Origin of the sequence: Paenibacillus sinensis (assembly GCF_019904155.1) — a bacterium.
Lineage (GTDB): Bacteria > Bacillota > Bacilli > Paenibacillales > Paenibacillaceae > Paenibacillus_AQ > Paenibacillus_AQ sinensis.
The window spans coordinates 1-25,978 of record NZ_JAHCMB010000131.1; the positions used below are offsets into that span (position 1 = coordinate 1).

24 protein-coding genes and 2 pseudogenes are annotated in these 25,978 nt (G+C 51.6%); 21 read left to right on the plus strand and 5 right to left on the minus strand.

All coding sequences use genetic code 11. The annotated features are described in order from the left end of the window. Nucleotides 1-1,131 (plus strand): alpha/beta fold hydrolase (locus tag KIH86_RS15400; protein ID WP_223110543.1); only part of this gene is annotated, 1,131 nt, incomplete at its 5' end. A gap of 140 nt (nt 1,132-1,271) precedes the next feature. Here the strand turns inward: KIH86_RS15400 and KIH86_RS15405 are convergent. Both KIH86_RS15405 and KIH86_RS15410 read right to left on the minus strand, forming a co-directional pair. After that, the gene (locus KIH86_RS15405) at nt 1,272-1,742 is read right to left on the minus strand and encodes a hypothetical protein (protein ID WP_223080992.1); all 471 of its coding nucleotides are present in this window, start codon (nt 1,740-1,742) and stop codon (nt 1,272-1,274) included. Between the two features lie 16 nt (nt 1,743-1,758). Next, nucleotides 1,759-4,419 carry a MerR family transcriptional regulator gene (locus KIH86_RS15410; RefSeq protein WP_223080993.1) on the minus strand — a complete coding sequence of 887 codons (2,661 nt, stop codon included), beginning with the start codon at nt 4,417-4,419 and terminating at the stop codon, nt 1,759-1,761. Nucleotides 4,420-4,677: 258 nt separating this feature from the next. Here KIH86_RS15410 and KIH86_RS15415 point away from each other — a divergent pair, with 258 nt between their 5' ends. The 16 genes from KIH86_RS15415 (at nt 4,678) to KIH86_RS15490 (ending at nt 20,492) form a co-directional block, all read left to right on the plus strand. After that, nucleotides 4,678-5,508 (plus strand): AraC family transcriptional regulator, encoded by an 831-nt coding sequence (locus KIH86_RS15415; protein WP_223080994.1) that lies wholly within the window; start codon nt 4,678-4,680, stop codon nt 5,506-5,508. A 231-nt stretch (nt 5,509-5,739) separates the two neighbouring features. Then, complete coding sequence (locus KIH86_RS15420; RefSeq protein ID WP_223080995.1) at nt 5,740-5,934, plus strand: hypothetical protein; 195 nt, start codon at nt 5,740-5,742, stop codon at nt 5,932-5,934. A gap of 206 nt (nt 5,935-6,140) precedes the next feature. Further along, complete coding sequence (locus tag KIH86_RS15425; protein WP_223080996.1) at nt 6,141-7,751, plus strand: sensor domain-containing diguanylate cyclase; 1,611 nt, start codon at nt 6,141-6,143, stop codon at nt 7,749-7,751. A gap of 478 nt (nt 7,752-8,229) precedes the next feature. Continuing rightward, nucleotides 8,230-8,640 (plus strand): NifB/NifX family molybdenum-iron cluster-binding protein, encoded by a 411-nt coding sequence (locus tag KIH86_RS15430; RefSeq protein WP_223080997.1) that lies wholly within the window; start codon nt 8,230-8,232, stop codon nt 8,638-8,640. 28 nt (nt 8,641-8,668) lie between these two features. Continuing rightward, entirely contained in the window at nt 8,669-9,466 is a 798-nt protein-coding gene (locus tag KIH86_RS15435; protein ID WP_235775437.1) for a nucleotide-binding protein, read from the plus strand. 219 nt (nt 9,467-9,685) lie between these two features. Continuing rightward, nucleotides 9,686-10,372: a Crp/Fnr family transcriptional regulator gene (locus tag KIH86_RS15440; RefSeq protein ID WP_223080998.1), complete on the plus strand. Its 687-nt coding sequence runs from the start codon at nt 9,686-9,688 to the stop codon at nt 10,370-10,372. 196 nt (nt 10,373-10,568) lie between these two features. Next, nucleotides 10,569-10,871 (plus strand): LiaF transmembrane domain-containing protein, encoded by a 303-nt coding sequence (locus tag KIH86_RS15445; RefSeq protein WP_223080999.1) that lies wholly within the window; start codon nt 10,569-10,571, stop codon nt 10,869-10,871. Nucleotides 10,872-10,919: 48 nt separating this feature from the next. Further along, nucleotides 10,920-11,594, plus strand: coding sequence for a PspA/IM30 family protein (locus tag KIH86_RS15450; protein ID WP_038698651.1), 675 nt, complete (start codon nt 10,920-10,922; stop codon nt 11,592-11,594). Nucleotides 11,595-11,598: 4 nt separating this feature from the next. Beyond that, entirely contained in the window at nt 11,599-12,117 is a 519-nt protein-coding gene (locus tag KIH86_RS15455; protein ID WP_223081000.1) for a PspC domain-containing protein, read from the plus strand. 2 nt (nt 12,118-12,119) lie between these two features. Next, nucleotides 12,120-12,821, plus strand: coding sequence for a PspA/IM30 family protein (locus KIH86_RS15460; RefSeq protein ID WP_223081001.1), 702 nt, complete (start codon nt 12,120-12,122; stop codon nt 12,819-12,821). Between the two features lie 179 nt (nt 12,822-13,000). Then, entirely contained in the window at nt 13,001-13,648 is a 648-nt protein-coding gene (gene liaF, locus KIH86_RS15465; RefSeq protein ID WP_223081002.1) for a cell wall-active antibiotics response protein LiaF, read from the plus strand. A 49-nt stretch (nt 13,649-13,697) separates the two neighbouring features. After that, a complete protein-coding gene (locus tag KIH86_RS15470) occupies nt 13,698-14,750 on the plus strand; it encodes a sensor histidine kinase (RefSeq protein ID WP_407672287.1) in 1,053 nt (350 codons plus the stop codon). Between the two features lie 221 nt (nt 14,751-14,971). Beyond that, a complete protein-coding gene (locus KIH86_RS15475) occupies nt 14,972-15,625 on the plus strand; it encodes a response regulator (protein WP_223081004.1) in 654 nt (217 codons plus the stop codon). 112 nt (nt 15,626-15,737) lie between these two features. Further along, on the plus strand, nt 15,738-16,556 hold the full coding sequence (locus KIH86_RS15480) for a YwmB family TATA-box binding protein (protein WP_223081005.1): 819 nt from the start codon (nt 15,738-15,740) through the stop codon (nt 16,554-16,556). 269 nt (nt 16,557-16,825) lie between these two features. Further along, on the plus strand, nt 16,826-18,376 hold the full coding sequence (gene zwf, locus KIH86_RS15485) for a glucose-6-phosphate dehydrogenase (RefSeq protein WP_223081006.1): 1,551 nt from the start codon (nt 16,826-16,828) through the stop codon (nt 18,374-18,376). A gap of 529 nt (nt 18,377-18,905) precedes the next feature. After that, nucleotides 18,906-20,492, plus strand: coding sequence for a peptide chain release factor 3 (locus tag KIH86_RS15490; protein WP_223081007.1), 1,587 nt, complete (start codon nt 18,906-18,908; stop codon nt 20,490-20,492). A gap of 343 nt (nt 20,493-20,835) precedes the next feature. On the opposite strand, the gene KIH86_RS15495 is transcribed toward KIH86_RS15490, so the two are convergent. Next, a complete protein-coding gene (locus KIH86_RS15495) occupies nt 20,836-21,078 on the minus strand; it encodes a small acid-soluble spore protein SspI (protein ID WP_223081008.1) in 243 nt (80 codons plus the stop codon). A 158-nt stretch (nt 21,079-21,236) separates the two neighbouring features. Here KIH86_RS15495 and KIH86_RS15500 point away from each other — a divergent pair, with 158 nt between their 5' ends. The 3 genes and pseudogenes from KIH86_RS15500 to KIH86_RS15510 form a co-directional block, all read left to right on the plus strand. Continuing rightward, nucleotides 21,237-21,896 carry a potassium channel family protein gene (locus KIH86_RS15500; RefSeq protein ID WP_223081009.1) on the plus strand — a complete coding sequence of 220 codons (660 nt, stop codon included), beginning with the start codon at nt 21,237-21,239 and terminating at the stop codon, nt 21,894-21,896. An 88-nt stretch (nt 21,897-21,984) separates the two neighbouring features. Continuing rightward, a complete protein-coding gene (locus KIH86_RS15505; protein WP_223081010.1) occupies nt 21,985-22,773 on the plus strand; it encodes a TrmH family RNA methyltransferase in 789 nt (262 codons plus the stop codon). Between the two features lie 269 nt (nt 22,774-23,042). After that, a pseudogene (locus KIH86_RS15510) lies at nt 23,043-23,397 on the plus strand (IS66 family transposase); the annotation flags it as partial. Between the two features lie 226 nt (nt 23,398-23,623). On the opposite strand, the gene KIH86_RS15515 reads toward KIH86_RS15510, so the two are convergent. Then, the gene (locus tag KIH86_RS15515; protein ID WP_235775438.1) at nt 23,624-24,418 is read right to left on the minus strand and encodes an SDR family NAD(P)-dependent oxidoreductase; all 795 of its coding nucleotides are present in this window, start codon (nt 24,416-24,418) and stop codon (nt 23,624-23,626) included. A 148-nt stretch (nt 24,419-24,566) separates the two neighbouring features. Here KIH86_RS15515 and KIH86_RS15520 point away from each other — a divergent pair, with 148 nt between their 5' ends. Next, nucleotides 24,567-25,409 (plus strand): helix-turn-helix transcriptional regulator, encoded by an 843-nt coding sequence (locus KIH86_RS15520; RefSeq protein WP_223081011.1) that lies wholly within the window; start codon nt 24,567-24,569, stop codon nt 25,407-25,409. Nucleotides 25,410-25,457: 48 nt separating this feature from the next. On the opposite strand, the pseudogene KIH86_RS15525 reads toward KIH86_RS15520, so the two are convergent. Then, nucleotides 25,458-25,658: pseudogene (locus KIH86_RS15525) on the minus strand (DUF4260 family protein); the annotation flags it as partial. Between the last annotated feature and the right edge of the window lie 320 nt (nt 25,659-25,978).

Genomic DNA, 25,978 nt, shown 5'->3' on the forward strand with positions numbered 1-25,978 from the left:
TTTCCGGTAGGATTCTATGAACTGCATCCTGATGCAAGCGTCAACTTCCATATGAATGTATTCTATAACTGGACAAATGATAATGTCTTGCTTGAAGAAATGAGGGAAGTAGGTAAAACTGCCCTCAACTATGAAACATTAATTAAGCGGTTTATAGAACTTGGAAACGAGTCTTTGAAAAAAGATGCAAAGTTGCGTGCAGCCTTTTATTTCAGAGGCGCTGAGTTTTTTATTCCACAATCAAATTCACTCAAGCAAAATTTACGCCATCAGTTTATTCAACTCTCCAGGGAAGCTTATGGTATTACAGAAGATCAGCACTATTTAATTCCCTATGAAAGAGGCTATCTTTCCGCTTATCGTCTTTCGGCAGAAAACCGGAATAAGACGTTGGTTTTATTTGGAGGTTTCGACAGTTACATCGAAGAGCTTTTTCGAATGTCTTTGGTATTCAGAGATGCTGGATATGATGTTATTATCTTTGAAGGTCCAGGACAAGGCAGTGTCTTGGAAGATTACAATATTCCAATGACACATGAATGGGAAAAACCAGTTAAAAGCTTGCTTGACTATTTCAAGGTTGAAAATGTAACCCTTATAGGCCTCTCTTTAGGCGGCGATTTGGTGTTGAGAGCAGCTGCTTATGAACCAAGAGTAAAAAAAGCAGTTGCCTATGATATATTATCTGATTTTTATGAAGTGGTAACGCGGCAAATCCCTCCATTTTTCCGGGACAAGCTTAAAGCCCTGATCGATGAAGGAGATTCGCAAACTGTAAATGATACCTTAACTCAATTGATGAAGAAAAGTTTAATGCTGGAATGGGGTCTTGCTCAAGGAATGCATGTTACAGGAAGCAAAACCCCTTATGATTTCCTTAATGGCACGAAGGCCTACAGCACGAGTCATTTCTCTCATTTAGTAACTCAGGATGTCTTGTTGCTTGTAGGGCAAAACGATCATTACGTGCCAATCCAACAGCTTGCAGATCAAATTTTGACGCTAACAAATGTTCGATTGCTATCGGCAAGAGTGTTTACTCCTCATGAAACATCTGATACTCACTGCCAGATTGGCAATGTTGGACTGGCTTTGCATGTTATTCTTAATTGGATGGAACAAACAGGCTAAGTCTTTGAAGTGCAACTATGAATTTTATACAAGAACTCCCTTTGATATACATCACATATGTATGCTAAAGGGAGTTCTTTGACGCTGGTGAGCAAAGTGCGTCTCCAGAGCCTTATCGGACCGGAATCTCTAGACCGGTATCAGGAGAGCCTTACAGGAATAAATGCCTCCATCTGTGCCCAACCTTGTGCTTTTATAATATCGGGCGGTGTGAAAATGTGTCCCATAGAATAATGGTTTGCGCGAATATCAAGGGCAAATATTCCGGATTGCTCAATATCATGCAATGCCTCCTGATACAGCTTGTCACGGGCTTCGTCATCGCCATCTCTATAAGCAAAAGTAAGATAATAGCCGCCCTCAAAATCCAGTGTATCAAAACCGCCGGTTTCGCCGCTCTCTGTTAATGCCCAAATCCAGACCATACCCTCTTGCTGCTCATCATAATAGAGAAAATCTCTTGGCATAAAACTTTCATGGGGTTTTGGTGTAATCGTGGAGAAAAACGCATCGAATTTGCCTAATTTTCCTGTAGAAGAAAAATCAAATTCCTTGTCTGCCTCTGATGCTACCGCCTTGAATGGCGGCAAAGAAATGATTCTGAACTTCATAATAAACCTCCTGGATTCATTGTTTGGAATGTGGATTCTTAGCCTTGAATTGGTCAATTACTGACACAATCTCGTCTATACAATCTGCAAAGCTTCTCAGCTTATCCGCAATTTTCATGCGTCTTTCCTTATCCTGCAGGGCATCCAGCGTCACATTGAATCCGCCGCCCAAAGCCTCTAAATCCGTCCCGTTGTCATTGTTCCAATATCGTTCCATTTGCTCATACAGCATAATTATATCTTGGATAAAGGTTAGGCCGGGATTCAGCACCAGCGCCTTCTCCAAAAAGCTCTTGCTGACACTGCTGTTGGTAGCAAGACAGCACACGTAAGCCGCATGCATCTCCCAATATTCAAAGGCTTCCGGCCGTATCTGCTCAAAAAAGCCTTCATCAATGCTTGTGGCCCATGTACGAAATGCTTTTACACCAAAACAGTAGTTGTCGGTTTCAAAGGTGAGCAGTTTCGGCAAAGATAAAATCCTCTCGCGGTAAACTTCAGCCAGGTCTTTGCTTTCCTGTTTGTCCCCGATAAACAGCCAGCCATAGCAATGCTCACCCTGTGCCTTACAGCCTTGTGGCAGTAAATCCACCAAAAAAATCGAATCGGGTTCTGTTCCGTCGCCGCCCATATAGAGCAGGGTTTTGCCGTAATCTCCATAGCCGACAAGCACACTCCAGCCAAAACGGTTATGCGGATTGCTGCCGTAATCATTGATAATAACGGGCAGGCCCTTATCGATATACGCCATCAGCATCTGCACATACATGTCCCGGTTGCCCAAGATCTGCTTCAGCGGAACAAAAGTGCTGCTATAACCGGCTTTTTCAAAAATCTGCTCAATAGAATGGTGGTTATCCTTTTCGCTGAGCAGGTAATCTACCACACCGTTTCCTCTGAAATGATTGTTTGAGAAAATCTGTGCAAAATTCTCGCCTGTTATCCCTGCAAAAAACCAGTAGTCAAATTCCTTTTGGCCCAGGCATTCCATCAAATAAGCCGCACAGCCGTTGAACCAGTAGTTTTCGCCATATTCAGGATGGACGATTTGCCTTAAATTCGGTAGTGTATTATTGCTTCGCTTGACATTTATGCTTAATACGCCTTGCTTTATATTTGTTTTAGGTGAGGTTTTCAGCTGCGAAATTTTGATGGAGCGGAACAGCTTTTTCCCTTGTCCGTTTGTGCCGATTATAACTCTCTGAGGTGTTTCCAGATGTAAATCCATATCCATATAAGTGAACTTTACTCCGCAAAAACGAACCTCATCGTTTAAAATAACGGCAAAATGCCTTTTGCCGACAATCCATGTAAGCTTATTATATTGGCCGTGGGGGTAATTGCCGATATCGGGATACAGAAGTTCATTGCCCAGTACAGGCTGGTGAAAGGAAATGGCGTGTTTTTTCTGGGCTTTGTCGGCATAGTTCTCCGCGTTTATAGTGTATGTACAGTTTCCGTGTGAAAACCACAGGCTGCCCTCGGTAGTTCCCCAAAGGTATTCCTCACTGTTCTCATCTGCCAAAAATTCAATATCAATGCGAAAGGGCAGCCTTACGGCTACGTTCGTATCAAGCTTTCTTTCGGAAATCCAGGCGATAAATTCTGCTTCACCATTCTCCAAAACCTGATAGTGCGGATAGTAAATGGGCGTGATTTTATGGAAATCTACGTCATATTCACGTAAAACCGGATTGGCTTCTGCAATTTCCTCTACGGAGATACCGTAAGCTTTCTCAAAATCATCATAATCCGAAAAAATCGGTTTGCGCTGCTTGACTGAAAGGTAAATGTTCACCCGTTCTCGCTTGCTATCCGGGGAAAATACGGATTCAATAAGGGTTGCGTGGCGTAAATCTCCGTTGTGCAGAAAATCCACTTCATAGTTTGGGTTATCGTCGAAGCCCTGCAGCATTCTGTACTGTAAAGCTCCCAAATCTTCATCTGCAAAGGCAGAAGAGACCGCAAACAAGCCGCCGGAGAATTCCGTGCACACAAACGGGCAATTCTCAACAAGCTCGTCTAACCTATTCATAAAGATAACGTCATCCCCATGCTGATACTCGAATAAAGTTCGGCTTCCCGGTTTGCCAAAAGGAATTTGATTAGCGGAAAGCCAGTCCCAAAAGCCGTCTATGTCCGAAATTCCGTTATCCGACCGCATAGAAGTCGCCGCGAGCATCGGAGGCAAAGCCACAATATCCATATCCAGCGGTTTTGCCAGTCTTTCTGAAAGCGTATTCAGAGTTTCCATGGATAAATCCTGTTTTTCATTGGACAACAGCTCTGCTTCCACCTTGTCGTAGAGCAGGGGCAAGGCCGAAATTTGCGTAATTCCGTGTGCGGTCATGGCGGTTAAAAAGTCGCTGACATACGTTTTAAGCTGGGAGAGGGCATTAATTTCATCGTCGATTTCCTCAATGCGTTTGACAAAGCTCTGCACCAGTATGGCCATGTCCAGACTTTCATAAATCCGCAGAATATCCTTGATCGGAATTTGCATTTTCCGCAGCACCAGAATCTGCCTCAGTCGGTTGATGTTGTCGCTGTCATAGAAGCGGTATTTCTCAAAAGCCGGGCGTTCGCTTTGCAGCAAACCTACCTGTTCGTAATATCTTAGTGTCCTTGAGGATATCCCGAATTTTTCCGTCACCTCGGTAATTTTCATTAAGTCCATAACCATGTCCTCCGCGCTATTTTATCGCTATTATATCAGTTGACCTAACGTCAAAGTCAAAGTCAAATACTTCAGATAAGTAGGTGCTTTGCGATAAAAATACAGGCAGCGCCTCAAGAAAGAGATGCCGCCTTGGCGCGGACCTTGCCTATGGTACAATATTGATAAAAAGGTGAGCTACCCAATTGAACTTGCTCGCTGAAAAAAGGATGTACCGGACGATATTCAAGTATGCTTATTTTGGAAGGAGGGGTGGCAATGGAATGGGTTGATCGGATGAATCATGCCATCGACTATTTGGAAGCTCATTTATGTGATGACATCAATCCTGATGAGATAAGCCGGATTATGGCATGTCCTTACTCTGTGTTTCAGCGTTCTTTTGCTCCGATTACCGGAATACAGCTGTCTGAATATTTGCGGCGAAGAAGACTGTCTTGTGCTGCATATGATCTTCAACACACACATCAGCGTATTTTGGATATCGCGGTTAAATACGGTTATGATTCGGCGGATGCTTTTGCTGCGGCATTCAAGCGCATGCATGGGATCACGCCGCAGGAAGCACGCAGACCAGAGGCCAATCTTAAATTCTATGCTCGCCTGACCTTCACACTTATGATAACGGGGGTACAGGAGATGGATTACAGAGTTGTTGATAGGAATGTCTTCCGCGTTCTCGGAATTCGGCGTACAACGCCTTCCGGCGGCGGCACTTGGGGAACTGTCAAATCTGATGGTACTCGTGAAAAGATGGAAGAGATAGCCGAACATAAATGCGATCTGGGGTTGTGTTTTGGATTTGACTCCGAAGGAAACAACGACTATATGTGTGGCGTCGAGTATGACGGCGAAGATATTCTCGGGTTTGATTATTATCAATACCCCGAAGCGGTCTGGTTGGTCTTCGCTGCAAAAGGCACAATTTCCAGTGGTGTTTTTGGCCAAACATGGAAGCGCATTTATGGAGAGTTCATGCCACACAGCGAATACCGCCAGCTAGACCTGCCTACCATTGAAAAGTATATTGAGTGGAATGAAGCCTCTGATGTCTGTAATGTAGAGATCATGATTCCGGTTCAAAAGTAACTATATTTTTGAATTGTTCCTATGAAGCCTTGAAGGGATTGCTATAATAGAAATAAGGTAGGAATCACGAACGGGGGAATCATATGCCGGACGACTGGAACAAATCCTATACACTTATGCACAAACTGTAAGCCGTTCAAGCAGACGCATGGCGAACAAATCAAACTGGTCACGTCGTTTGACTGGCTCGACTTGTCGGCTTTGCATGGCATAGAAGAAGAGGTCAGAGCGGTGTTTCGCGATTCGGTATTTGTGGATGAGGCCCGGTGCGAGGCGATCTGTCAGGCTTTGAACAAACGGATTGAGATGCTTACGGAGATCATTCAATCCCGCCATGCCAAGGGGTGGGCGGATGATCGCAGCGCAGATGTCACCCGGGATATCGCGTATAGCGGAGCGCAGCCAGAAGAAGAGCGGGATCAATAAGCTAATAACTGGTAACATGTCCTGTACATTCTGAAGGGGGTACAGGGCTTTTTCTTGTTTTGCCTACCGACAATACGCCACCAGCAGCTCCTTCCCAGATGCTTGCATCTCACAACTTCAAACCATACAGTCGATTAATGTAGGTATATGAGCATCGAGTTATGCAAAATGCTGATACATATATCAGGTTCAGAGGAGACACTACCATGATTTCGCAAAGTCATTCACATCAGAAGAGAAAAAGGGTGAGCCTGTCCGCTGTATTGATCGGCTTCGTCAGTCTTTCGCTGCTGCTGACGCTTACCATCGCCATTATCTCATCTACGCAGACCCAGAAACAGTCTCTGATGAACAATACGCTGGCACTCAATTATTCCACGGCGGTTCAGATGAGCCAGACGATGGACTCGCTGTTCGAATCCATGCAATCCAGCCTGAGCTATGCGGCTGATACGATAGGCCAGTCGGGGGGCTCCATAGGAGATGATGAGCTTGAATTCCGATTAGAGCTTGTCCGGAACAGCAGCAGCTACTTTAACTCCCTTATGGTAGCGGACCAGACGGGCTTAATCCGCAGCGTATCCCCAAAATCCATAGGGACAGCCGGTTCCTACATAACTTCAGAGGAAGGCTTGACCGCTCTCAAGTCCAGGAAGCCATTTATTTCTGAAGTGTACACGACTCCGAAAACCAAACGAAGAATCATATTGGTCAGTGAGCCCATTTTTGACCGGAATGGAGAGTATAGAGGCCTGATTGGGGGAACGGTCTATCTGCAGGACAAGAATATCCTGAACCAGATTTTTGGCAGCCAAATTAAAAAGGATGGAACCTCCTATTTCTATATCGTGGATTCCAAAGGGCGCTTGTTGTATCATCCCGACAAGGCAAGAATCGGAGTGGACATCAGTGCCGTTTCTGTCGTCCAGCAGTTGATGAAGAATCATGAGGGAAAGGGGCAGTATATTAATTTGAGTGGAGTGGATCTGCTGGCGGGGTATGCCAAGATTCCCTCCACGAACTGGGGGCTTGTCGTAGTTTCGCCTACTCAGATCATCTACGACCAGTTATACCATCATGTCAAGCTATTGCTTCTCTACACATCGATTCCCTTGCTGGTGCTGATCCTTATTGTGGTCTGGGCGGCCCATCAGCTGGCCAAACCATTCGTGGTCCTGGCTAATCTGGTCCAGCAGTTTGAAGAGGGCGGCGTGGAGCTGCCCGAAAGGAGAGACCATTGGAACCGGGAAGCGGATCTTTTGACTCGAACGGTAGTGGGGGCTCTCCGGAATTTCCAGCGGCAGAACGATCAGTTAAGCCAGGAGGCGAAGACGGACATGCTGACCGGGCTATCGAACCGCAGAACGTTCGAGGATACTATCCAGAGCTGGGCCGATCAGCATATCGCTTTTGCCATACTTGTTCTGGATATTGACCGGTTCAAAATCATTAACGACACCTATGGACATCAGGCGGGAGATTTGGTGCTGCGTCAGGTGGCTGCGACCATTCAAGAGGAAGTAACTCCGCAGGACCTAAGCTCCCGATTCGGCGGTGAGGAATTTGTCGTGCTGCTGCAGGGGGCGGATGGTGATGAGGCCTATCTGAAAGCAGAGCAAATCCGGCTGGCGGTGGAACGGGCATCCATGCCGATCGATCATACGGTAACCGTCTCGATTGGCATAGCCATCTATCCGCTGCATGCTTCGGTACCCACGGAGCTGTTCCATCTGGCGGACAATGCCTTGTATCAGGCGAAGGCGGAAGGGCGAAACCGCACGGTTCTCATTCAAGCGGTGGATGTGCCTGGTCAATAGACCAGCATCGCTGCTCAAACTGAATGAAGATGCTTGAACGTAATGACTGTAGCATAAGGCTTATTTCGGCCTCTAGAATTACAGTCAGAACCGGTTCTCTATCTAAAGAGAGCCGGTTTTCTGTATGAGTTGGGGATACAGTCCGTTAAAACTGTTAACAAAAGGTGAAATTTGTCCTCAACCTGTCTGCGATCTCTTCAATTGAGAAATGGAGCAGAGTGAAAAACCAAAAGATGTAACCGCTACATCAATAGAATAAAAGCGCATTACAGTAGTTAAGTGTTAATAAACATGACGCCAATTTTGAACGATTTGTCAATGTGACTTGGATGCGCTTTAGAGTCATTGACAGGCCTGGAACTGGGAGACTAATATGGCTCTAACAAGTAAAACCAAATGCCCATTCAAGTTATATAATCTTACATTAAGTTGCCACTGACGCTCATTGCACAATCCTTTTTGGCTGGGAGGTGTTGCCATGGAAGAGAAAGAAGCCGCAGTCGAAGCCAACTCGCCGTCACCCGCTTCGGATCGTGTCCGCATCGCGGTTGCAACCCGGGGAGATGGCAAGGTCAATGTCCACTTCGGGCACGCCACCGAGTTCTGGGTCTATAACGTTTCCGAGCAGGAGACGGAGTTTCTGGAGAAGCGAAGTGTGGAAGCATACTGCAGCGGACGAACCGATTGCGTGAGTCCCGATGACAAGAAGAAGATTTTCGACGATACAGCGGAGATGTTAGGCGACTGCCGGATTATCCAGTGTGCGGGTATCGGCGATTCGCCAAGAAGCAAGCTGCTGAAGAGAGGAATTATAAGCTTGGCAGGCAGAGGCGACATTGAGGAACTGCTGCTGGAAAGCCTGGAATTTTATCGCGACCTGGGATTTTAAATAGAAAAAAATATGGAGAGTGATACACATGGCAAAGAAACTGAGACAAATCGCATTCTACGGCAAAGGCGGTATCGGTAAATCCACTACTTCGCAAAACACGCTGGCTCAGCTGGCCACCACTTTCGGCCAGAAGATCATGATCGTTGGCTGTGACCCGAAAGCTGACTCCACTCGTCTGATTCTGAATACGAAAGCTCAGCAAACCGTGCTTCACCTGGCCGCTGAAATGGGTTCGGTTGAAGATCTCGAGCTCGAAGACGTAGTAGCTACCGGTTTCGGCGGCATCCTCTGCGTTGAATCCGGCGGTCCGGAACCTGGCGTGGGCTGTGCAGGACGCGGTATCATCACTTCGATCAACTTCCTGGAAGAGCAAGGCGCTTACGACGGCATGGACTTCATCTCCTACGACGTACTGGGTGACGTTGTGTGCGGCGNTGCCCGCGGTATCTTGAAATACGCGCACAGCGGCGGCGTTCGTCTGGGCGGCCTGATCTGTAACTCCCGTAAGACCGACCGTGAAGACGAGCTGATCTCGGAGCTGGCTCGCCGTCTGAACACGCAGATGATTCACTTCGTACCTCGCGACAACGCCGTACAGCATGCCGAGCTGAGAAGAATGACGGTTACACAGTATAATCCAGAGCATCCGCAGGCCAATGAATACAAGCAACTGGCCGACAAGATTCTGCACAATGAAATGCTGACCATCCCGACTCCTATCGAAATGGACGAACTCGAGCAGCTGCTGATCGAATTCGGTGTGGTGGAAGACGAAGAAACGGCCCTCAAGAAACTGGAAGCCAAAGAAGGGGCTGGAGCCTGATTACCTAGCCGCAGATTAGTTCGTATCCTCCCGATATCGTAAATGACAGACAGGCTTGTGAACCGCCGCAGAGGCGTTCCACAGGTCTGTTTTCGTCTGTAGAAGGAAGATGACCGGTGAATTAGCCGTAAATGGGGATTGATCCACACTTGCGGTATCGGGTAATCTATCCTCATGTGTATAAAAAGTAACGGGGCAAATGAAAGCGGGGCGGTAAGAATGAAGCCGGAGATCGGGGAACTGAAGAGTCTGGCGCTGCTTCAATCGGTGCGCGGCGATACGTTGGAGGAGGTCATTGGTTGCTCCAAGGTGATTCCGCTGAACAAGACCGAGCAGCTGTTTTCCGAAAAAGACAAAATCACACATGCTTATATTGTGCTCTCGGGCAATCTCACCGTCTACCGGTACACCGAATTTGGCCAGAAGCGGGTCATCTATCTGCTCTCCCAGGGTGAGCTGATCAACGAGATCATCTTCGACCATAACCACGCTTCGATCAACTGCGAGGCCTTTGACCGCAGCCGGGTACTTGCTATAGAACGCGATCGGCTGCTTCAATTGATGGAGCACGATTTTGCGCTGACCGCCGCCTTTATGAACGCCATGGGCAAAAAGATCCGCAGGCTGTATTGGCAGATCAAGAATACGATCCCGCTGAAGATCGAGAAGAAGGTTGCGGCCAAGCTGTGGAAGCTGTGCAAGGACTATGGCGTGGAGGCTCAGGAAGGCATACTGATCGATCTGGATATTACAGCCGGTTACTTGGCCGACATGCTCGGAAGCTCCAGGGAGACAGTCTCCCGGGCGCTGACGGAACTGGAGAGCCTTGAGCTCATCCTGCGGCAGAACCGCCGTATAATCGTGGTTGACCGGGGCAGGCTGGCCGGGTATTTCAAGAGCTTATAAATGGATTGGACGGGCATTCTCCTGATGGAGGGTGCCCGTCTCTTGCTGCCTGGCCAATGTAACGCCATCCGGCAGTCTTAGGCCTGCCCCGACTTAGGTCCAGTTCCAAAAACCGTCCCCGGTCCGTTTTGAGAAACGGCGATTCATCCTACAATAAGGACATAAGGAAGAGGTTAACGAAAGGCGGTGAGAAGTAATGAGACAGAACAAAGGAAACGGACTCGCGGTTATCCTGATCGCTATCGGAGCAATTATGCTGCTAGGTATGGCGCTTCCGCTGATCCACGGTATTTTCAGACTGTTGTTCCCGGTGATCCTAGTGGTGCTTGGTTATTATGGAATCAAAAGCGGACGCAAGCTGATCGGCTGGATCGTGTTGTTCATCGGCGTGATGTCCCTGATCGCGAAGCTATCCTGGCTGATCGGACCGCTGCTGGGTCTGGCGCTGGTCGTGTGGGGAATTTCGGTTCTTAAAGGCAAGAAGAGCTCCCACTATTAATCGGGAGATGCCTATCATCCAATACTGGCAGGGAGGGAACGGCAAATTATGAGCGTTTTTCGACGAATGCGGGATATAACGGTAGCCAATTTGAATGAGAAGCTGGAGCAGAGTCAAGATCCCGTGAAGCTCATCGATCAGTTTCTGTATTCAACCCGGGAGGAGATCGGCGAAGCCGAGAAGCTGTATCAACAGTATGCGAATCATACGAAGCAGCTTCAGCATCAGGTAGATCAGGCAACGTCGATGCGTAACAAGCGTGAAGAGCAGGCGCTGCTCGCGCTGAAGGCTGGAGAGGACAATCTGGCGAAGCTGGCGCTCCAAGAGAAGATCATCTACGAGGAGAAGCTGGAGCAGTACAGTACGCTGCTGGAGCAGAGCCGCCAGTCACTGATGGAGCTGGAACAGCAGGTTGGCGAACTGAAGCTGGAATACCAGACAGTATACAGCAAGCGCCAATATTATGCGGCCCGGATGGAGACACTCCGGCTGCAGCAGCGAATGAACCAGCGCGCCGCCGCTTACGGCGGAAGCGATATTCCGAAAGTATTCGGCCGCATTGAGGACCGCCTTACCGATTGGGAGCTGGAAGCCAAGAGCCTCAGCGATCTTCGGCGGATGGGACAGGAGTATGCGGTACAGGCCGGAGAGACTGTGGCTACCGTGCTGGAAAGGGAACTTGCGAAGCTGAAGGAGAAGCTGAACAAAGATGGAAAGGAGTAGCGAAATGACGAGGTTGTATCGTTCTACCCGCGATAAAGTACTTACAGGGCTTACCGGCGGATTGGCGGAGACGATCGGCATCGACTCCACGCTGCTGCGGATTTTACTGCTGATCAGCATCCCGTTCACAGGCGGTGCCGTGATTCCGGTCTATCTGATCGCGGCCCTGATCTTCCCCAAAGAAGCTCCGCCTTACTACCCGCCCTTCGGGTTCGGTCCCGAAGCGACGGAGGGAGGCTACGGCCCGTATCATAAAGCTCATGACGACGGCTATGCCCGCCGCGGCTGCGGCCCGCAGCGCCCATTCGGCCCTTACGGCTCGCATGGCCCGCATCACGGCCGCCGGCCTTATGAAGCGCCAGGCCCCCGGGATGCCGGATTCAGCAAGACCGGCGCGTACGGTGCCCAGGATTCCGGGCTGGATGACATGATGAAGGACATCGAGAAGAAAGCGATGCAGAAGGAAATCGAAGAACTCAAGCGCAAGCTTGCCCAATACGAGAACGAGAAGGGAGTTAAGTAATCATGGGAGTTTTCAAAAGAATTAAAGATATGACCAAAGCATCTGTCAACGATCTGCTGGATAAGGTGGAAGATCCGATTGTTATGCTGAACCAATACCTCCGCGATATGGAGGCCGAAATTCACGAAGCCGAAGTGACGGTTGCGAAGCAGATGGCGAACGAACGCCGCATGAAGCAGCGCGTGGAGGAAGCAGCGAAGCTGGCTGCACAGCGTGCTTCCCAGGCGGAGCTGGCTCTGAAGAACGGCCAGGAGGAAGTGGCCCGCAAGCTGCTGGAAGAGAAGATCTATTTCGACCAGAAGTTCGGCGAATACAGCGATCTGCATGCACAGGCTGAAGTTCACGCCAAAGAGCTGGTTCAGCAGCTGCATGACATGAAGGATGAATTCTACAAGCTGCGCAACAAGCGCAATGAGCTGGTCTCCCGTGCCCAGATGGCCAAGGCGAAGAAGCAGATGTCGCAGATCAGCAGCGTGCACAGCATCGAGAGCGGCAGCGCTTCGCTCGGATTCCACCGCATGGAAGAGAAGATTATGCAGCTCGAAGCAGAAGCCGATGTGCTGCGGGCGCCGTACCATCCGACAGCGCCGGTTGCTTACAGCCCGGTCGATGCGGAGAAGCAACTGAAGGTGGAAGAACAGCTGAATGCGCTGAAAGCGAAGCTGAACGACGCTCCCGGCCCTTCGCTGAGCAAGGAAGAGTAAGCGTCGGTCTCCTGGACGAACCTAAGAATCTATCTTCATAAAAAGAGATGGTTATGATATGCTGAAACGAGGTTAAAGCCATACGGATGGATCTCCATCACGTCATGGCTTTTCCCTCCGTTTAGCGGCAAGTATAAATAAGCCGGTTGTCCGGATGATAATACGAGGGAGGTGCGGGAATGGAGAAGCGAAATCGAATCATTGCCTTGGGATTGATCGCGGTCGGATGCCTGATGATATTCGGCAAATGGATCGGCTTTTTTTCCATTGCCGCCCTTCTGTTTCTGCTGATGGGAATATACCGGACAACGTCGGGGAAAATCAAACAGGGCTACACGCTGCTCGGAATCGGCGCGGTCATGCTGCTGCTCGATCATCTGGTGCTGGTGCTGGGCATCTGCCTTATCTCCCTTGGAATATTCTTTGTGAAATCGAAGGGGCTTCAGCAGGGCAGAAACCATATGCAGAAGCAGAACTTCTCCTCCAGCTTTAATTGGGACCGGTCGCCCTGGGTTATGCACAGTCTCAGCGCCTGGCATGTGCTTGGCGAGACGGATCTGGATCTGTCGCTGGCCATGGCGGAGGACAAGGAGACCATCATGCTGTTTCAGGGCATCTTCGGCGATATGGATCTGCACTTGGCGGACAATTACGGCGTGGAGATTGAGGCGTTTGTGCTGTTCGGCTCCATCGAATTCGGCAATCACCGCGATACGGGCATGATGAACCGGCTGAGCTGGAAATCACCGAACTACGAAACAAGTGAACAGCGGATCAGGGTCAGCGTATCATATTTAATGGGAGATCTGGATGTCAGACTGCCGTAGTGGCATTAAGGAGGAGAAGCTTCAGGTGGATAAAAAGAACGCCAACATCATGTCGCGCAGCATGGGCGAAGGGGCTTTGTTCTCCTTTGTCCTGCTTCTGGTTATTCTGTATATCCTGTATACATACGGATATTTAAAGCCATTCTCAAGCTGGTATTTGGGCGTGCGCACCGCATCGCTGCTGCTGCTGCCGGTTGGCTTGGGAATCGGCTTTAGCTTCTACCAGAGCTTTCGGGTCAAGCGCAGGCTGGAGCGGATGCGGGAAACGCTGCTCATGTGGGAAAAAGGAAACCTCACCCTCACCATGCCGTCGCTCGGCGAGGATGAGCTGGGCCGGCTCGCCGAGCAGCTTAATGTCATCGGCGGCAAGTGGGAGAACCAGGTCACGACGCTTCAGCGTCTCTCCACGAACAACGCCCAGCTTGCGGAGCAGGCAAGGGTGTCGGCCATCGTGGAGGAGCGCCAGCGTCTGGCGCGGGAGCTGCATGACGCCGTCTCCCAGCAGCTGTTCGCCATCTCCATGACGGCGACGGCCGTGGGGCGGACGCTGGAGAAGGATTTCGACAAAGCCCAGCGCCAAATCGCGCTGATCGAAGAGATGGCCGCTGTTGCGCAGTCGGAGATGAGAGCGCTTCTGCTGCATCTGCGCCCGGTCTATCTGGATGGCAAGCGTCTGGAACAGGGCATCCGCGAATTAATCAAGGAGCTCAAGGTTAAGGTGCCGATGGATATTCATTTTGAAATGGACCCTGGTGTTCAGCTCGTTAAAGGCGTGGAGAATCATTTGTTCCGCATTGTCCAGGAGGCGATCTCCAATACGCTCCGGCATGCGAAGGCGGAGAAGATGGAAATCCGCGTTCATCGCAGAGGCGACACGGTCCGCATGAGCATCCGGGACGACGGGATTGGCTTTGAAATGGATGAGTCGAAGCAGACCTCCTACGGCCTGTCCAATATGCAGGAACGGATCACGGAGACCGGAGGGTCCATTCAATTCATAACCGCGCCGGGCAAAGGCACGCGCATTGAAATCATGGTGCCGCTGCTTGCCGAGAACGGGAATGTGAAATCGCAGGAAGCTGCGGGAGCGGAACAAGGCTAGAAGGGCGGAGACATTCGTCATGCAAGGGCGCTCGGCGGTGCGAACGCAGAGACTGCCGGAAATCTTTCGTCCAGTTCCCGGTCAAACGTCAAGTCCGGCATTTCAGCGAGGATGAGAATCGTTTGAGGGGATTCGAGGGAAGAGTTCCGCCGGAACTCGCGGCTGCGACAACCGGATGCAAAGGCCGGATACAAAATTCAATTCTGGGAGGGAATGCTTCAATGGAAACGGGTGAGCCGATTAAGGTGCTGTTGGTGGACGACCATGAGATGGTGCGGATCGGTCTGGCGGCGGTCCTGGGAACCGAGGATGGCATCGAGGTGGTCGGAGAGGCCGGAAGCGGCGAGGAAGGTGTCCGGCTGGCGCAGGAGTACAAGCCGGATGTCGTGCTGATGGACCTGGTGATGGAAGGCATGGATGGCATCGAGACGACCCGGCAGATCATGAAGTTGTATCCGGAGTGCAAGGTGATCGTGTTGACCAGCTATCTGGACGATGAAAAAATGTACCCGGTTATCGAAGCCGGGGCATTCAGCTATCTGCTCAAGACCTCACGGGCGAACGAGGTAGCCGACGCGATCCGGGCGGCCGCACGCGGCCAGTCTGTTCTGGTCTCCCAGGTGGCCTCGAAGATGATGAACCGGTTCCGCAGCGACGCGCGGATTGAAGCGCCGGCCCATGCGGAGCTGACGGACCGTGAGATGGAAGTGCTGAAGCTCCTGGCTCAGGGCAAATCCAATCAGGACATTGCCGACCAGCTCATTATCGGTATCAAGACGGTGAAGTTTCATGTGACGAACATTCTGGCCAAGCTGGGCGTCGAGGACCGCACGCAGGCGGCGATCTACGCCTACAAGAACGGACTGGCCGAGTAGCACTGTCTAGCGGGTCCGTATAATCGTATAATCCAACCGTATAAAATCTTCCAAACCGGATATCCTGACTAGTAGATTGCTAGAATGGAATTCGGTGAGGGAGAGATACGGGATGACAGTTACAGCAAGATGGGGAAGAGTGATTCTGCTGCTGGCCTGCTGCTGCGTTATCACGGCGGCGCTTGCCGGCTTCGGCGGCTCATTGCGGAATGAAGCCGAGGCGAGCGGGGCGGAGCGCAGAGCAGAAGTGCAGCGCGCCGGAAGCGGAGAACCGGCGGAGACGCTGACCCGGCTGGCCGTCATTGCCAACCGGTTGACCGAACCGGGATCGAAGGTTCGGGTCGTGCTGAAGTGGCAGGGCGAGACGGAGACCGCACAGGCCGAAGGCGCGTCCGCCACCGCGAAGCTGGCGGAAGACCTGGGGCTCTCGCATCCTGCTCCGGCGGATATGGAGGGACATGCCGCTTACCGGGCGGCAGGAGAGAGCGGCGGCGTGCAGATCAAGACGCTGGAGACGGCGCTGGATGACGGCTCCAGCTATGTGATCGTCACGCTGGAGACCGCCGATCTGGCGGCGACAGAGGCCGCCTTCCGGGCGGGAGCGGATGCGGCCGGTGCGGCGCTGGCACGCGCGGGCATCATGGCGGACTGGAATGTGTCGATGCAGGGCACTGCCCCTGGACAGGGAGATCCGCAGTCCGCTCTGGCATTGGCGCAGCGCGGCATCGCAGCGGCGCTGCCCGGCCTGAAGGCGGAGGAGAGCTACGTCGATGCGGCTACGGCCAGCTTGTCGTATTCGGTGCCGGGGCTGGGACGCTCCATCCGAAGCGGGGATCATCTGCTCGGAGTGCAAGCTGCTGTGCATCATGACGGCATTCGGGATGTCAACCGGGTGACCATCGGCTTCCCGTTAATCACGATCGAATATTGAGAGCCGACACAGCCGCCGGGGCAGATCCCGTGAAGGCTGTGTTTTTTTACAGGCATAATCAGGGCTCTGCATCGTATAAGTCATAATAAAACTATCCATAAGAAAGATTAATGGAATTTTACGAAATCCCGACGTAATCTGTCAGGAATCTAATGGCATCCTTTTTCGGAATATGATAAAATGACATCACGTCGTGATATCTTTTTGTTTAGCTAACGACTGAGAATGGATTTCAATAAACTATATTACATAGAGAAAGATGAGGAGCCATGGCTGAAAATCAAACCTTTGACGCACAGAAAGCACCCGGCGCAGTATTTTTTATTTTTGGCGCAACCGGCGATTTGGCCCGGCGCAAGCTTTTTCCGGCGATTTACAGCTTGTACCGCGAAGGGAAGCTGGCTGAAGACTTTGCAGTAATCGGCGTGGCCCGGCGTCCCCGTACACCGGACGAATTCAAGGAAGATATCAAGCAGTCGATCGCTGAATTCAGCCGCTACCAGGCTATTGATGACCAGGAATGGGCCGGTTTCGTCGATCATTTCGAATATAAATCCCTCGATATCAACAATATCGACGGCTTCCGCGAGCTGAGAGCGCAGACGGAGGCGCTGGAGGAACGGTTCCACATTCCGGGCAACCGGCTGTTCTATCTCGCGCTTGCTCCCGAGCTGTTCGGCAGCGTATCGTTCAACCTGAAGGAAGGCGGTATGCTGGACGGGGAAGGCTGGAGCCGTCTTGTGATCGAGAAGCCGTTCGGCTACGATCTGGAATCGGCGCAGAAGCTGAACGAGCAAATCCGCCAGGTATTCAAGGAAGAAGAGATTTACCGGATCGACCACTACCTCGGCAAGGAAATGGTTCAGAATATCGAAGTGATCCGGTTCGCCAACGCCTTCTTCGAGCCGCTGTGGAACAAGCAGCATATTGCCAACATCCAGATTACTCTTGGCGAGACCGTAGGCGTTGAGGAACGCGGCGGTTACTATGACCATGCGGGCGCGCTGCGCGACATGGCTCAGAACCATATGCTTCAGCTGCTCACCATGATCGCGATGGAGCCGCCAAGTCGTCTGCTTGCGGAGGACATCCGCGACGAGAAGGTGAAGGTGCTGCGCTCGCTGCGGCCTTACTCTACACCTGAAGAAGTGCGCACGAATGTTGTCCGCGGTCAGTATACCCAGGGCCTGTTCAAAGGTAAGGACGCTCCGGCATACCGCGAGGAAGACAAGGTGAATCCGGAGTCCAACACGGAGACTTATTTTGCGGCCCGTGTGTTCGTGGACAACTTCCGCTGGGCCGGCGTGCCGTTCTACATTCGCACAGGCAAGCGCCTGCCGGTGAAGACCACCGAGGTCGTTGTGGAATTCAAACGCATGCCGACCAACGTCTATCTCGGACAGAAGCATAATCTGGAGCCCAATCTGCTCGTCATTCGCGTAAATCCGATGGAAGGCATCTATGTGAAGATCAACGCCAAGAAGCCGGGCTCGGAATCGGATATCGAGCCGCTGGCGATGGATTTCTGCCAGAGCTGCATGGTCGGAATCAACTCGCCGGAAGCCTATGAGCGCCTCCTTCACGATGCGGCGCGCGGCGACTCCACGTACTTCACCCGCTGGGACGAAGTATCGTCGGCCTGGTCGTTCGTGGACCATATCGCCAAAGCCTGGAGAGAAGAGGCCGGCGATCTGGCCTTCTACCCGGCCGGAACCTGGGGACCGGAGGAAGCCGACAAGCTGCTGGCCCAGGATGACTTCCACTGGTGGCCGGTGAACGGCCAGGAGGAAGATAATGTGGTGTGGAAGGTTAACGACTAACCGAACATCGACTGAATCTTTTATAGCTATATCTGATAGTCCCTCTGCCGAAAGGCGGGGGGATTTTTTGCATGGACGGATTTGGCGAAGGGCACTATTAGTCAGAGAGATCTGGGGGCGGAAGAGCAGGACAGTGAATGGGATTTTGCTCTCATACGGGTGAGATTTTGAATCCAAAAAGGTTATTCAAGGCAAAGCTCTGTAGCAGATGCTGTTCAGCGCCGGGTGTTCATGAAGGGGCCTCGATAGGCGTTTATCCCCGGGAGTGGCACGTAATTTGGGGCAGGGACATATTTTTTCAGGGGGCAGGCTTTTGGGTAGATAACGCATGCTCCATTTTGATATAATTTAAAGGATGCCCGTGCTGCCGATTATCAAGCAGGGCTTTGATATCGCAGGTATAGACCGGGACTAAGCCCGATTTGCTTGATAAGGAGCGCGGAAGAATGAAAGCCACACCGATTTGACCGAAATGTAAACCGATAGCCTACCGGACGGTTCACAATACAGATATGAAGGGATATGTGCAATGAGTCAAATAACCGATCAACAGCTGCAGCAGGAAGTGGACAAACGCCGGACGTTTGCGATCATTTCTCACCCTGACGCAGGTAAAACGACACTTACGGAGAAGCTGCTCCTGTTCGGCGGCGCCATCCGGCTGGCCGGAACGGTCAAAGCCCGCAAGGCGAGCAAGCACGCAACAAGCGACTGGATGGAGATCGAGAAGCAGCGCGGGATTTCCGTTACCTCCTCGGTGATGCAGTTCGATTACAATGGACACCGGATCAACATATTGGATACACCGGGTCACCAGGACTTCAGTGAGGACACCTACCGGACGCTGACCGCTGCGGACAGCGCGGTCATGCTGATCGACGTCGCCAAGGGCGTCGAGGCGCAGACGATCAAGCTGTTCCAGGTATGCGCCAAGCGCGGCATTCCGATCTTCACCTTCATCAATAAGCTCGACCGCGAAGGACGAAGCCCGTTCGAGCTGATGGAAGAGCTGGAGCAGGTGCTCGGCATCCGTTCGGTGCCGATGAACTGGCCGATCGGCTCGGGACGCGAGCTGTGCGGCGTATATGACCGGATGAAGAGCCAGGTTGAGCTGTTCCAGGGCGACGACCATTCGGTCATCAAGGTGCAGAAGGTGGAAGATTATAAAGACCCGGTTATCCGTGAGATGGCGGGCGAATATTTGCACGACCAGCTGTGCCAGGATTTGGAGCTGCTCGATGTGGCGGGCGATCCCTTCGATTACGAGAAGGTGCTGCGCGGCGAGCTGACGCCGGTATTCTTCGGCAGTGCGATCAACAACTTCGGCGTGCAGACGTTCCTGGAGAACTTCCTGCAGCTGGCGCCGAAGCCGGAGCCGCGCAGAAGCACAGCGGGCGTGGTTGAACCGACGAACGAGAAGTTCACTGGTTACGTGTTCAAGATTCAAGCCAACATGAACCCTGCGCACCGCGACCGGATCGCCTTCCTGCGGATTGTGTCCGGCAAGTTCCAGCGGGGCATGAGCGTGAAGCATGTGCGGGCCGGGAAGGACATCAAGCTCTCCCAGCCGCAGCAGTTCCTCGCCCAGGACCGTGATATTGTTGAGGAGGCTTATCCGGGGGATATAATCGGCCTGTTCGATCCCGGCATTTTCCGGATTGGCGATTCGCTGAGCCAGGCGGGGGATGTGGAATTCGACGAGCTGCCGACGTTCTCTCCGGAAATCTTCGCCAAGGTCAGCATCAAGAATGCGCTGAAATCGAAGCAGTTCCAGAAGGGGATCGACCAGCTGACGGAAGAGGGCATGATTCAGGTGTTCCGGACCGTCAGCTTCGACGATATTATTCTCGGCGTCGTGGGACAGCTGCAGTTCGAGGTGTTCGAGTACCGGATGAAGGGCGAATACGGGGTAGATGTGCAGCTTCAGCGCATGCCGTATCAGTTCGCGCGCTGGATCATCGATGAGAATAAGCCTGATACGAGCAAGTTCCGTATCAACTCGACGCTTGTGACGGACAAAAAGGGCAACTTCGTCGTCCTGTTCGAGAATGAGTACGCCATGCGGACGGCGATGGAGAAGAATCCGAGCGCTAAGTTCCTCGAAACCGCACCCTAAGAGGCGTGGTGGCGGAGAGAACGGCGTAAGAGGAGCAGGCTAGCAGGCTCCATTTCGTTCAGTAAATCGCTATTTGATCAGTGTGTGATCAGCGTTTAATCAATATGGGGAAATACAGCAAAGCCTTCGCGATTCGCGCCGCTTCCTGCGGCGCATTCGCAAAGGCTTTTTTGGGCTGTGTCAGTCGTGTCAGCTATGTCGGATATGTCTGATTGTGTCCGGCTGTATCTGCTGCGTGAGAAAAGATGTCTGACATATGATATACAACTGCACAGAGCATCCTTCCGATGTCTGGGTTACTTCAAGTGCGCCGCGCAGCGGTCCGCAGCCCGCTGTCTGCATATCAGCTCTCAGTCGTCAGCGAGCCAAGCGAAATCTTGTCCAACCGGTCGTGGAGCATTTCGATCACCTTGTCTTTCTTCGCGGGGTCGAGATCCTTCCAGATCATTTCGAACAGGACGCCGAGTCCTGGCAGGGCGGTTTCCGGACCGTCGACGGAGCCATCGATCATCTCCCGCAGGATGTCCTCGGACTGGCCGTGGGTCTTATGGATAATGGCCTGTCGCAAATCGAGTGTGACGGGCATGGGGCAGCCTCCTTTTTGGATAAGAGAATGGGTTATGCTTCGCTGGATCAATCAACTAAGCTTGCCTTAATATATCCGGAATCTGCGTCGAAAATTCAAGTTTCTCCGGCCGTATGCTATACTGTTACCGATATTGTTGACAACGGGGGGGCGCAGGAATGGCCAAGAAGCAGTACGCCATCATCGGGATGGGCCGGTTCGGGTCAAGCATAGCCAGGGCGCTTAGCGGGATGGGCTACGACGTGCTGGCGATCGATGCGGACGAGCAGCGCGTGCAGGAGATTTCAGCCATCGTCACGCATGCGGTGTCGGCGGATTCGACGGACGAGGAGGCGCTTCGGGCTCTCGGCATTCGCAATTTCGACGTCGTTGTCGTGGCGATCGGAGAGGATATTCAATCCAGTATTTTGACAACGCTGATCCTGAAGGATCTCGGTGTTCCCGTTATTCTGGTGAAGGCGAAGAGCGAGCTGCACGGCAAGGTGCTGAGCAAAATCGGAGCAGACAAGGTCATCTATCCGGAGCGGGATATGGGAACCCGGGTAGCCCACCACTTGGCTTCGCCGAATATTTTGGAGTATATTGAGCTCTCGCCGGATTACAGCATTCTGGAAATGAAAGCAGCGGCAGCGATGATCGGCCGGAACCTGCAGGAGCTCGACATCCGGGCGAAATACCGCTGTAACGTAATCGCCATCCGGCGCGGTGATGAAATGAACATTACACCCAATGCCGATGACCGGCTTACCGGAGGGGATGTGCTCGTAATTGTGGGGCACAAGGACAGCTTGACCAAGCTGGAGCTGGCGTATCAATAGGGGCGGGGAAGACCTCGCTGCGCGAGCTGGTGTCAGAATATGTGCATAAGGTTTTTATAAGCTGCGAAGAGAAGAAAGGTTGGACCCTATGGAAATTATGTCCCCGCAGAACGCGCGGGTTAAAGAATGGGCGGCCCTGCAGGAGAAGAAGCATCGCGACCGCCAGGGAAAATATATCGTTGAAGGCATTCATCTCGTTCAGGAGGCGCTGCTGGCGGAAGCGGAGGTCGAGGTACTGGCCTATGATTTGGAAAAAGGCATGCCTGCCGAGCTGGACGGGCTGCTTCAGGCCGTCTCCGGCATGGAGACGGTGGCGGTCTCGGCCGCCGTCATCGCTAAATGCAGCAGCACCGGCACGCCGCAGCCCGTATTCGCGGTCGTGCGCAAAGCGCAGAGCGCGGCGGAAGAGGCGCTGCTGGTGCATGGTGCCCTTGTCGTGGTCCTGGATGGCGTGCAGGACCCAGGCAATGTCGGCACGATCATCCGCAGCGCGGACGCGGCGGGCGCGGACGGCGTCGTGCTCGGGCGGGGCTGTGCCGACCTGTACAATCCGAAGACCATCCGCTCCACGATGGGCTCGATGTTCCATCTGCCGGTAGTGGAGGCAGATCTTGCGGAGCTGCTGCCAAAGGCGCGGGAGCGCGGGGCGCTGCTGGTCAGCACTTCGCTGCAGGGGGAGGATTCCTGCTACAGCCATGATTTTTGCGGCAGCCAGTGGCTGCTGATCGGCAGCGAAGGCCGGGGAATCTCGCCGGAGACGGCCGCCCAGGTCGACAAGAGCATCATCATTCCGATGCGCGGCCGGGCCGAATCGCTCAATGCGGCAATGGCCGCGACGATTCTGCTGTTTGAGGCGATGAGGCAGCGGGGGATTTAACCTAACTTAGGACTGTTGTGAGTTGTGATTCAGATTGTCACTGTTTGTAATTTAGCTTGTCACTTATTTGGAACGAACTTTTGTCACGTGAAATCAATCCTTATTAAATGGTATTATCCCCATCAAGTAGACACTCGTAAAAAACCTTATGTGTTTAACATGAGGGAATGAGTAAACTTGGAGGGGATTTTTGTATGGCGAAAAAGGGACAAGTCTTTCGATCGTACACAGAGGAATTCAAAGTAGAGGCCATTCAAACGATTGAGCAGAAAGGTTTGGTTGGACAAGCAATCGCCTACAGTCTGAATCAGTGGGAGAAGCTCATCGCTTTTCTGAAGGACGGAAGGCTTGAGATCGATAACAATCGAAGCGAGAGGTCGATCAAGCCGTTTGTCATTGGGAGAAAAAACTGGCTGTTTGCTAACACTCCAAGAGGCGCAAAGACCAGTGCAGCGATTTGCAGTATCATCGAGACGGCGAAGGAAAATGGTGCATCCGTATAAGTACCTCATGTATCTTTTCGAGAAATTGCCGCAGCTCGAAGATCTCCGTGATCCGAAGTCGCTAGAGCCGTTTTTGCCTTGGTCATCGTCAATTCCACTGATGTGCCGTGTCTTTACTTAACCGCGCTGCCTACGCGGCCGTGAGCTGGCTGAGAAGCCGCATCAGTTCATGCTGGAATTTCTGGATCGTCTTCATAAGGAGTGGGATAACAATGATCATCCGTTCATCCCATTGAAGGTGGTGACAACAGCAATTGAAGGAAGAATTCATTCTCGGACCTTTTCATAACATACGGAAGGAGTATCCCGGGTCAATGGCCCCTTGGGGATACTCCCTTTGTTCGCGATTACGCTCTTGCACCACCGTCCACCGGCAGAACGACGCCTGTGACGAAAGATGCGCGATCGCTCAGTAGCCAGGCTGCCGCTTGCGCGATCTCATGAGGATCGGCAGGACGTCTAAGAGGCGTCGATAAGTTGTTTTTTTCGATTATATCTGGAACTTGAGCAACTAATTCCTCGATCATCTCGGTCATGGTGGTGCCAGGTGCAATAGCGTTTACGCGGATACCCGAAGGCCCGAATTCAATGGCAGCCGTTTCGGTCAGACTATTAACAGCTCGTTTGGCAGCTCCGTAGACAGACAACCCCGGATTACCTCTGAAGCTGCCCACGCTGCTGTTATTGACAATGGCGCCGGTACCTGATGTATCGAGCATAGCCTTGATTTCCGCCTTCATTGCTGCCCAGATTCCTTTGTAATTTACAGCTTGAAGAAGGTCGAAATCCTCCTCTTTGACCTCTGTCATGGGCAAAAAGGGGGTCGCAACCCCAGCATTATTGAATGCTATATCCAGGCGACCGTGACGTTCAACGGTCGTTTGAACCGCCCGTTCGATGCTGGCGGAATCGGCCAGATCGGCTACAATGTAGTCAGCTTTACCGCCTTTCGCGATAATTTCCTCTACTCCAGAGCGCAGAGATGCTTCTGTTCTTGCGACGAGCGTAACCAACGCTCCTTCTTCGGCGAAGAGTTTGGCTGCCGCTGCCCCGATGCCGCGGCTTGCCCCTGTAACCAGAGCTACCTTATTGCTAAGCATTCCCTCAGAATTGTTATTTTTTTGCTGAGTTGTTGTTTGCATGGCTTGTCTCCTTTAAAATCGGTAATGGTTTGAAAGGCTTCAATCTGGGTTGAAGCATTTTCTACAATTGAGTATAATTTTCTAATATATTTCTGACGAGAGGTTGCTTAATCATAGGTTTCCGAGTAATAGATAAGGAGGGGGCGAGATGAACGATAGCGAGCGGCGTTCGGCTCTCGGTGATTTTTTGCGCAAACGGAGGTCCAACCTTTCTCCTGCGGATGTGGGATTGCCGACTGGGACGCGCCGCCGGACAGCCGGATTGCGTCGCGAAGAGGTCGCCCAACTGACGAATATCGGCACATCCTGGTACATGTGGCTGGAGCAGGGACGTGATGTCCGTCCGTCAGTACAAGTGTTGGAAAGTCTAGCTGCGGCTCTCAGGCTCAGTCCCAATGAACGACGCCATCTCTTTTTTCTTGCAGGAGAATCGCTTCCTCCTTACTTGTCTCCTCATGAAGAAAGTATAGGGTCAGCATTTCAAAGGATGCTGGATGACCTAAATCCGAATCCTGCATATGTTTTGGGAAGACGCTGGGATTTTGTGGCCTGGAATGATGCTGCAGATGAGATTTTCTCTATTTCCTCAGCATCCCCGCCCCATGATTTGAATTTAATCTGGCGGTATTTCACCGACCCAGTATGGAAGGGGCGCTTCAAAAATTTCGATCAAAAGGCTACGGGAATGATTGCGGAATTCCACACGGCATCAGCCCGCTACGTTGAAGATTCGTCGTTTGCCGGATTAATTGAAGATCTTAAACGAGTAAGTACTGAATTTGACCGGCTATGGCCGCAGCATGAAACTCCCGGCTCTCTTGAAGGATTGAAAGAAGTGGAGCATCCTGACATGGGGCGCCTGGAGTTTGAACATATTACCCTGCAAATCCCCAATGATCCTGATATGAGAGTGATGATTTATACGCCTCTCACAGCAACAAGGTCAAAGCTGGAAAAGTATTTGACAAAGAGATTACCTGCAATAAAGTAAGAAAGAACACCATAGTAGCCGAAGCGCGGGGCATTCGATTTGCGAGTTTTATAACCTTTGGATATGCATGTCTTTAAGATCCGTTTCGTATTTCAATCCGTAACCCATCATTCGGTCTATGTCGATATGCACCATCCAGATGAAGCCGATCATAATGAGGAAGTCGACTGAGAAAGCCAGTCCCGCCAGTAACAACAGCAAATATGTGACGAACGTATGGGCAAAATTATGCAGATACGCTCCCGGTTTATCCGACTCAACCTCAAAGATGGTCATTAGACTCGCCCCTCTCAACCCCTCGATCTAGCCGGTGCACAGCCGGCCAGCGGTTGATCCCATCGCCCACATAGGCGGAAACGCTCTACTTGCTGTTAATAAAAATCGGATACTAGAGTATTCCAACAAGTTAAAGGATCTATTTAATAACGAATACATGAAAGACTCATTTTATGATGATCTTATGGAACTGGAATATATACAATTTAGACTCTTGCATAAAACTGTCAAAGACACCTCATCATTTCCCACAAACCATGGAACTAAAGGGGCAGAGTTTAGCAATGTTGTAT

Excerpts from the sequence above, each read along its gene's own strand:
- KIH86_RS15405 (WP_223080992.1), bottom strand. The coding sequence starts at position 1,742 with ATGAAGTTCAGAATCATTTCTTTGCCGCCATTCAAGGCGGTAGCATCA.
- KIH86_RS15410 (WP_223080993.1), bottom strand. The coding sequence starts at position 4,419 with ATGGACTTAATGAAAATTACCGAGGTGACGGAAAAATTCGGGATATCC.
- KIH86_RS15415 (WP_223080994.1), top strand. The coding sequence starts at position 4,678 with ATGGAATGGGTTGATCGGATGAATCATGCCATCGACTATTTGGAAGCT.
- KIH86_RS15425 (WP_223080996.1), top strand. The coding sequence starts at position 6,141 with ATGATTTCGCAAAGTCATTCACATCAGAAGAGAAAAAGGGTGAGCCTG.
- KIH86_RS15430 (WP_223080997.1), top strand. The coding sequence starts at position 8,230 with ATGGAAGAGAAAGAAGCCGCAGTCGAAGCCAACTCGCCGTCACCCGCT.
- KIH86_RS15440 (WP_223080998.1), top strand. The coding sequence starts at position 9,686 with ATGAAGCCGGAGATCGGGGAACTGAAGAGTCTGGCGCTGCTTCAATCG.
- KIH86_RS15445 (WP_223080999.1), top strand. The coding sequence starts at position 10,569 with ATGAGACAGAACAAAGGAAACGGACTCGCGGTTATCCTGATCGCTATC.
- KIH86_RS15450 (WP_038698651.1), top strand. The coding sequence starts at position 10,920 with ATGAGCGTTTTTCGACGAATGCGGGATATAACGGTAGCCAATTTGAAT.
- KIH86_RS15455 (WP_223081000.1), top strand. The coding sequence starts at position 11,599 with ATGACGAGGTTGTATCGTTCTACCCGCGATAAAGTACTTACAGGGCTT.
- KIH86_RS15460 (WP_223081001.1), top strand. The coding sequence starts at position 12,120 with ATGGGAGTTTTCAAAAGAATTAAAGATATGACCAAAGCATCTGTCAAC.
- liaF (WP_223081002.1), top strand. The coding sequence starts at position 13,001 with ATGGAGAAGCGAAATCGAATCATTGCCTTGGGATTGATCGCGGTCGGA.
- KIH86_RS15470 (WP_407672287.1), top strand. The coding sequence starts at position 13,698 with ATGTCGCGCAGCATGGGCGAAGGGGCTTTGTTCTCCTTTGTCCTGCTT.
- KIH86_RS15475 (WP_223081004.1), top strand. The coding sequence starts at position 14,972 with ATGGAAACGGGTGAGCCGATTAAGGTGCTGTTGGTGGACGACCATGAG.
- KIH86_RS15480 (WP_223081005.1), top strand. The coding sequence starts at position 15,738 with ATGACAGTTACAGCAAGATGGGGAAGAGTGATTCTGCTGCTGGCCTGC.
- zwf (WP_223081006.1), top strand. The coding sequence starts at position 16,826 with ATGGCTGAAAATCAAACCTTTGACGCACAGAAAGCACCCGGCGCAGTA.
- KIH86_RS15490 (WP_223081007.1), top strand. The coding sequence starts at position 18,906 with ATGAGTCAAATAACCGATCAACAGCTGCAGCAGGAAGTGGACAAACGC.
- KIH86_RS15495 (WP_223081008.1), bottom strand. The coding sequence starts at position 21,078 with ATGCCCGTCACACTCGATTTGCGACAGGCCATTATCCATAAGACCCAC.
- KIH86_RS15500 (WP_223081009.1), top strand. The coding sequence starts at position 21,237 with ATGGCCAAGAAGCAGTACGCCATCATCGGGATGGGCCGGTTCGGGTCA.
- KIH86_RS15505 (WP_223081010.1), top strand. The coding sequence starts at position 21,985 with ATGGAAATTATGTCCCCGCAGAACGCGCGGGTTAAAGAATGGGCGGCC.
- KIH86_RS15515 (WP_235775438.1), bottom strand. The coding sequence starts at position 24,418 with ATGCAAACAACAACTCAGCAAAAAAATAACAATTCTGAGGGAATGCTT.
- KIH86_RS15520 (WP_223081011.1), top strand. The coding sequence starts at position 24,567 with ATGAACGATAGCGAGCGGCGTTCGGCTCTCGGTGATTTTTTGCGCAAA.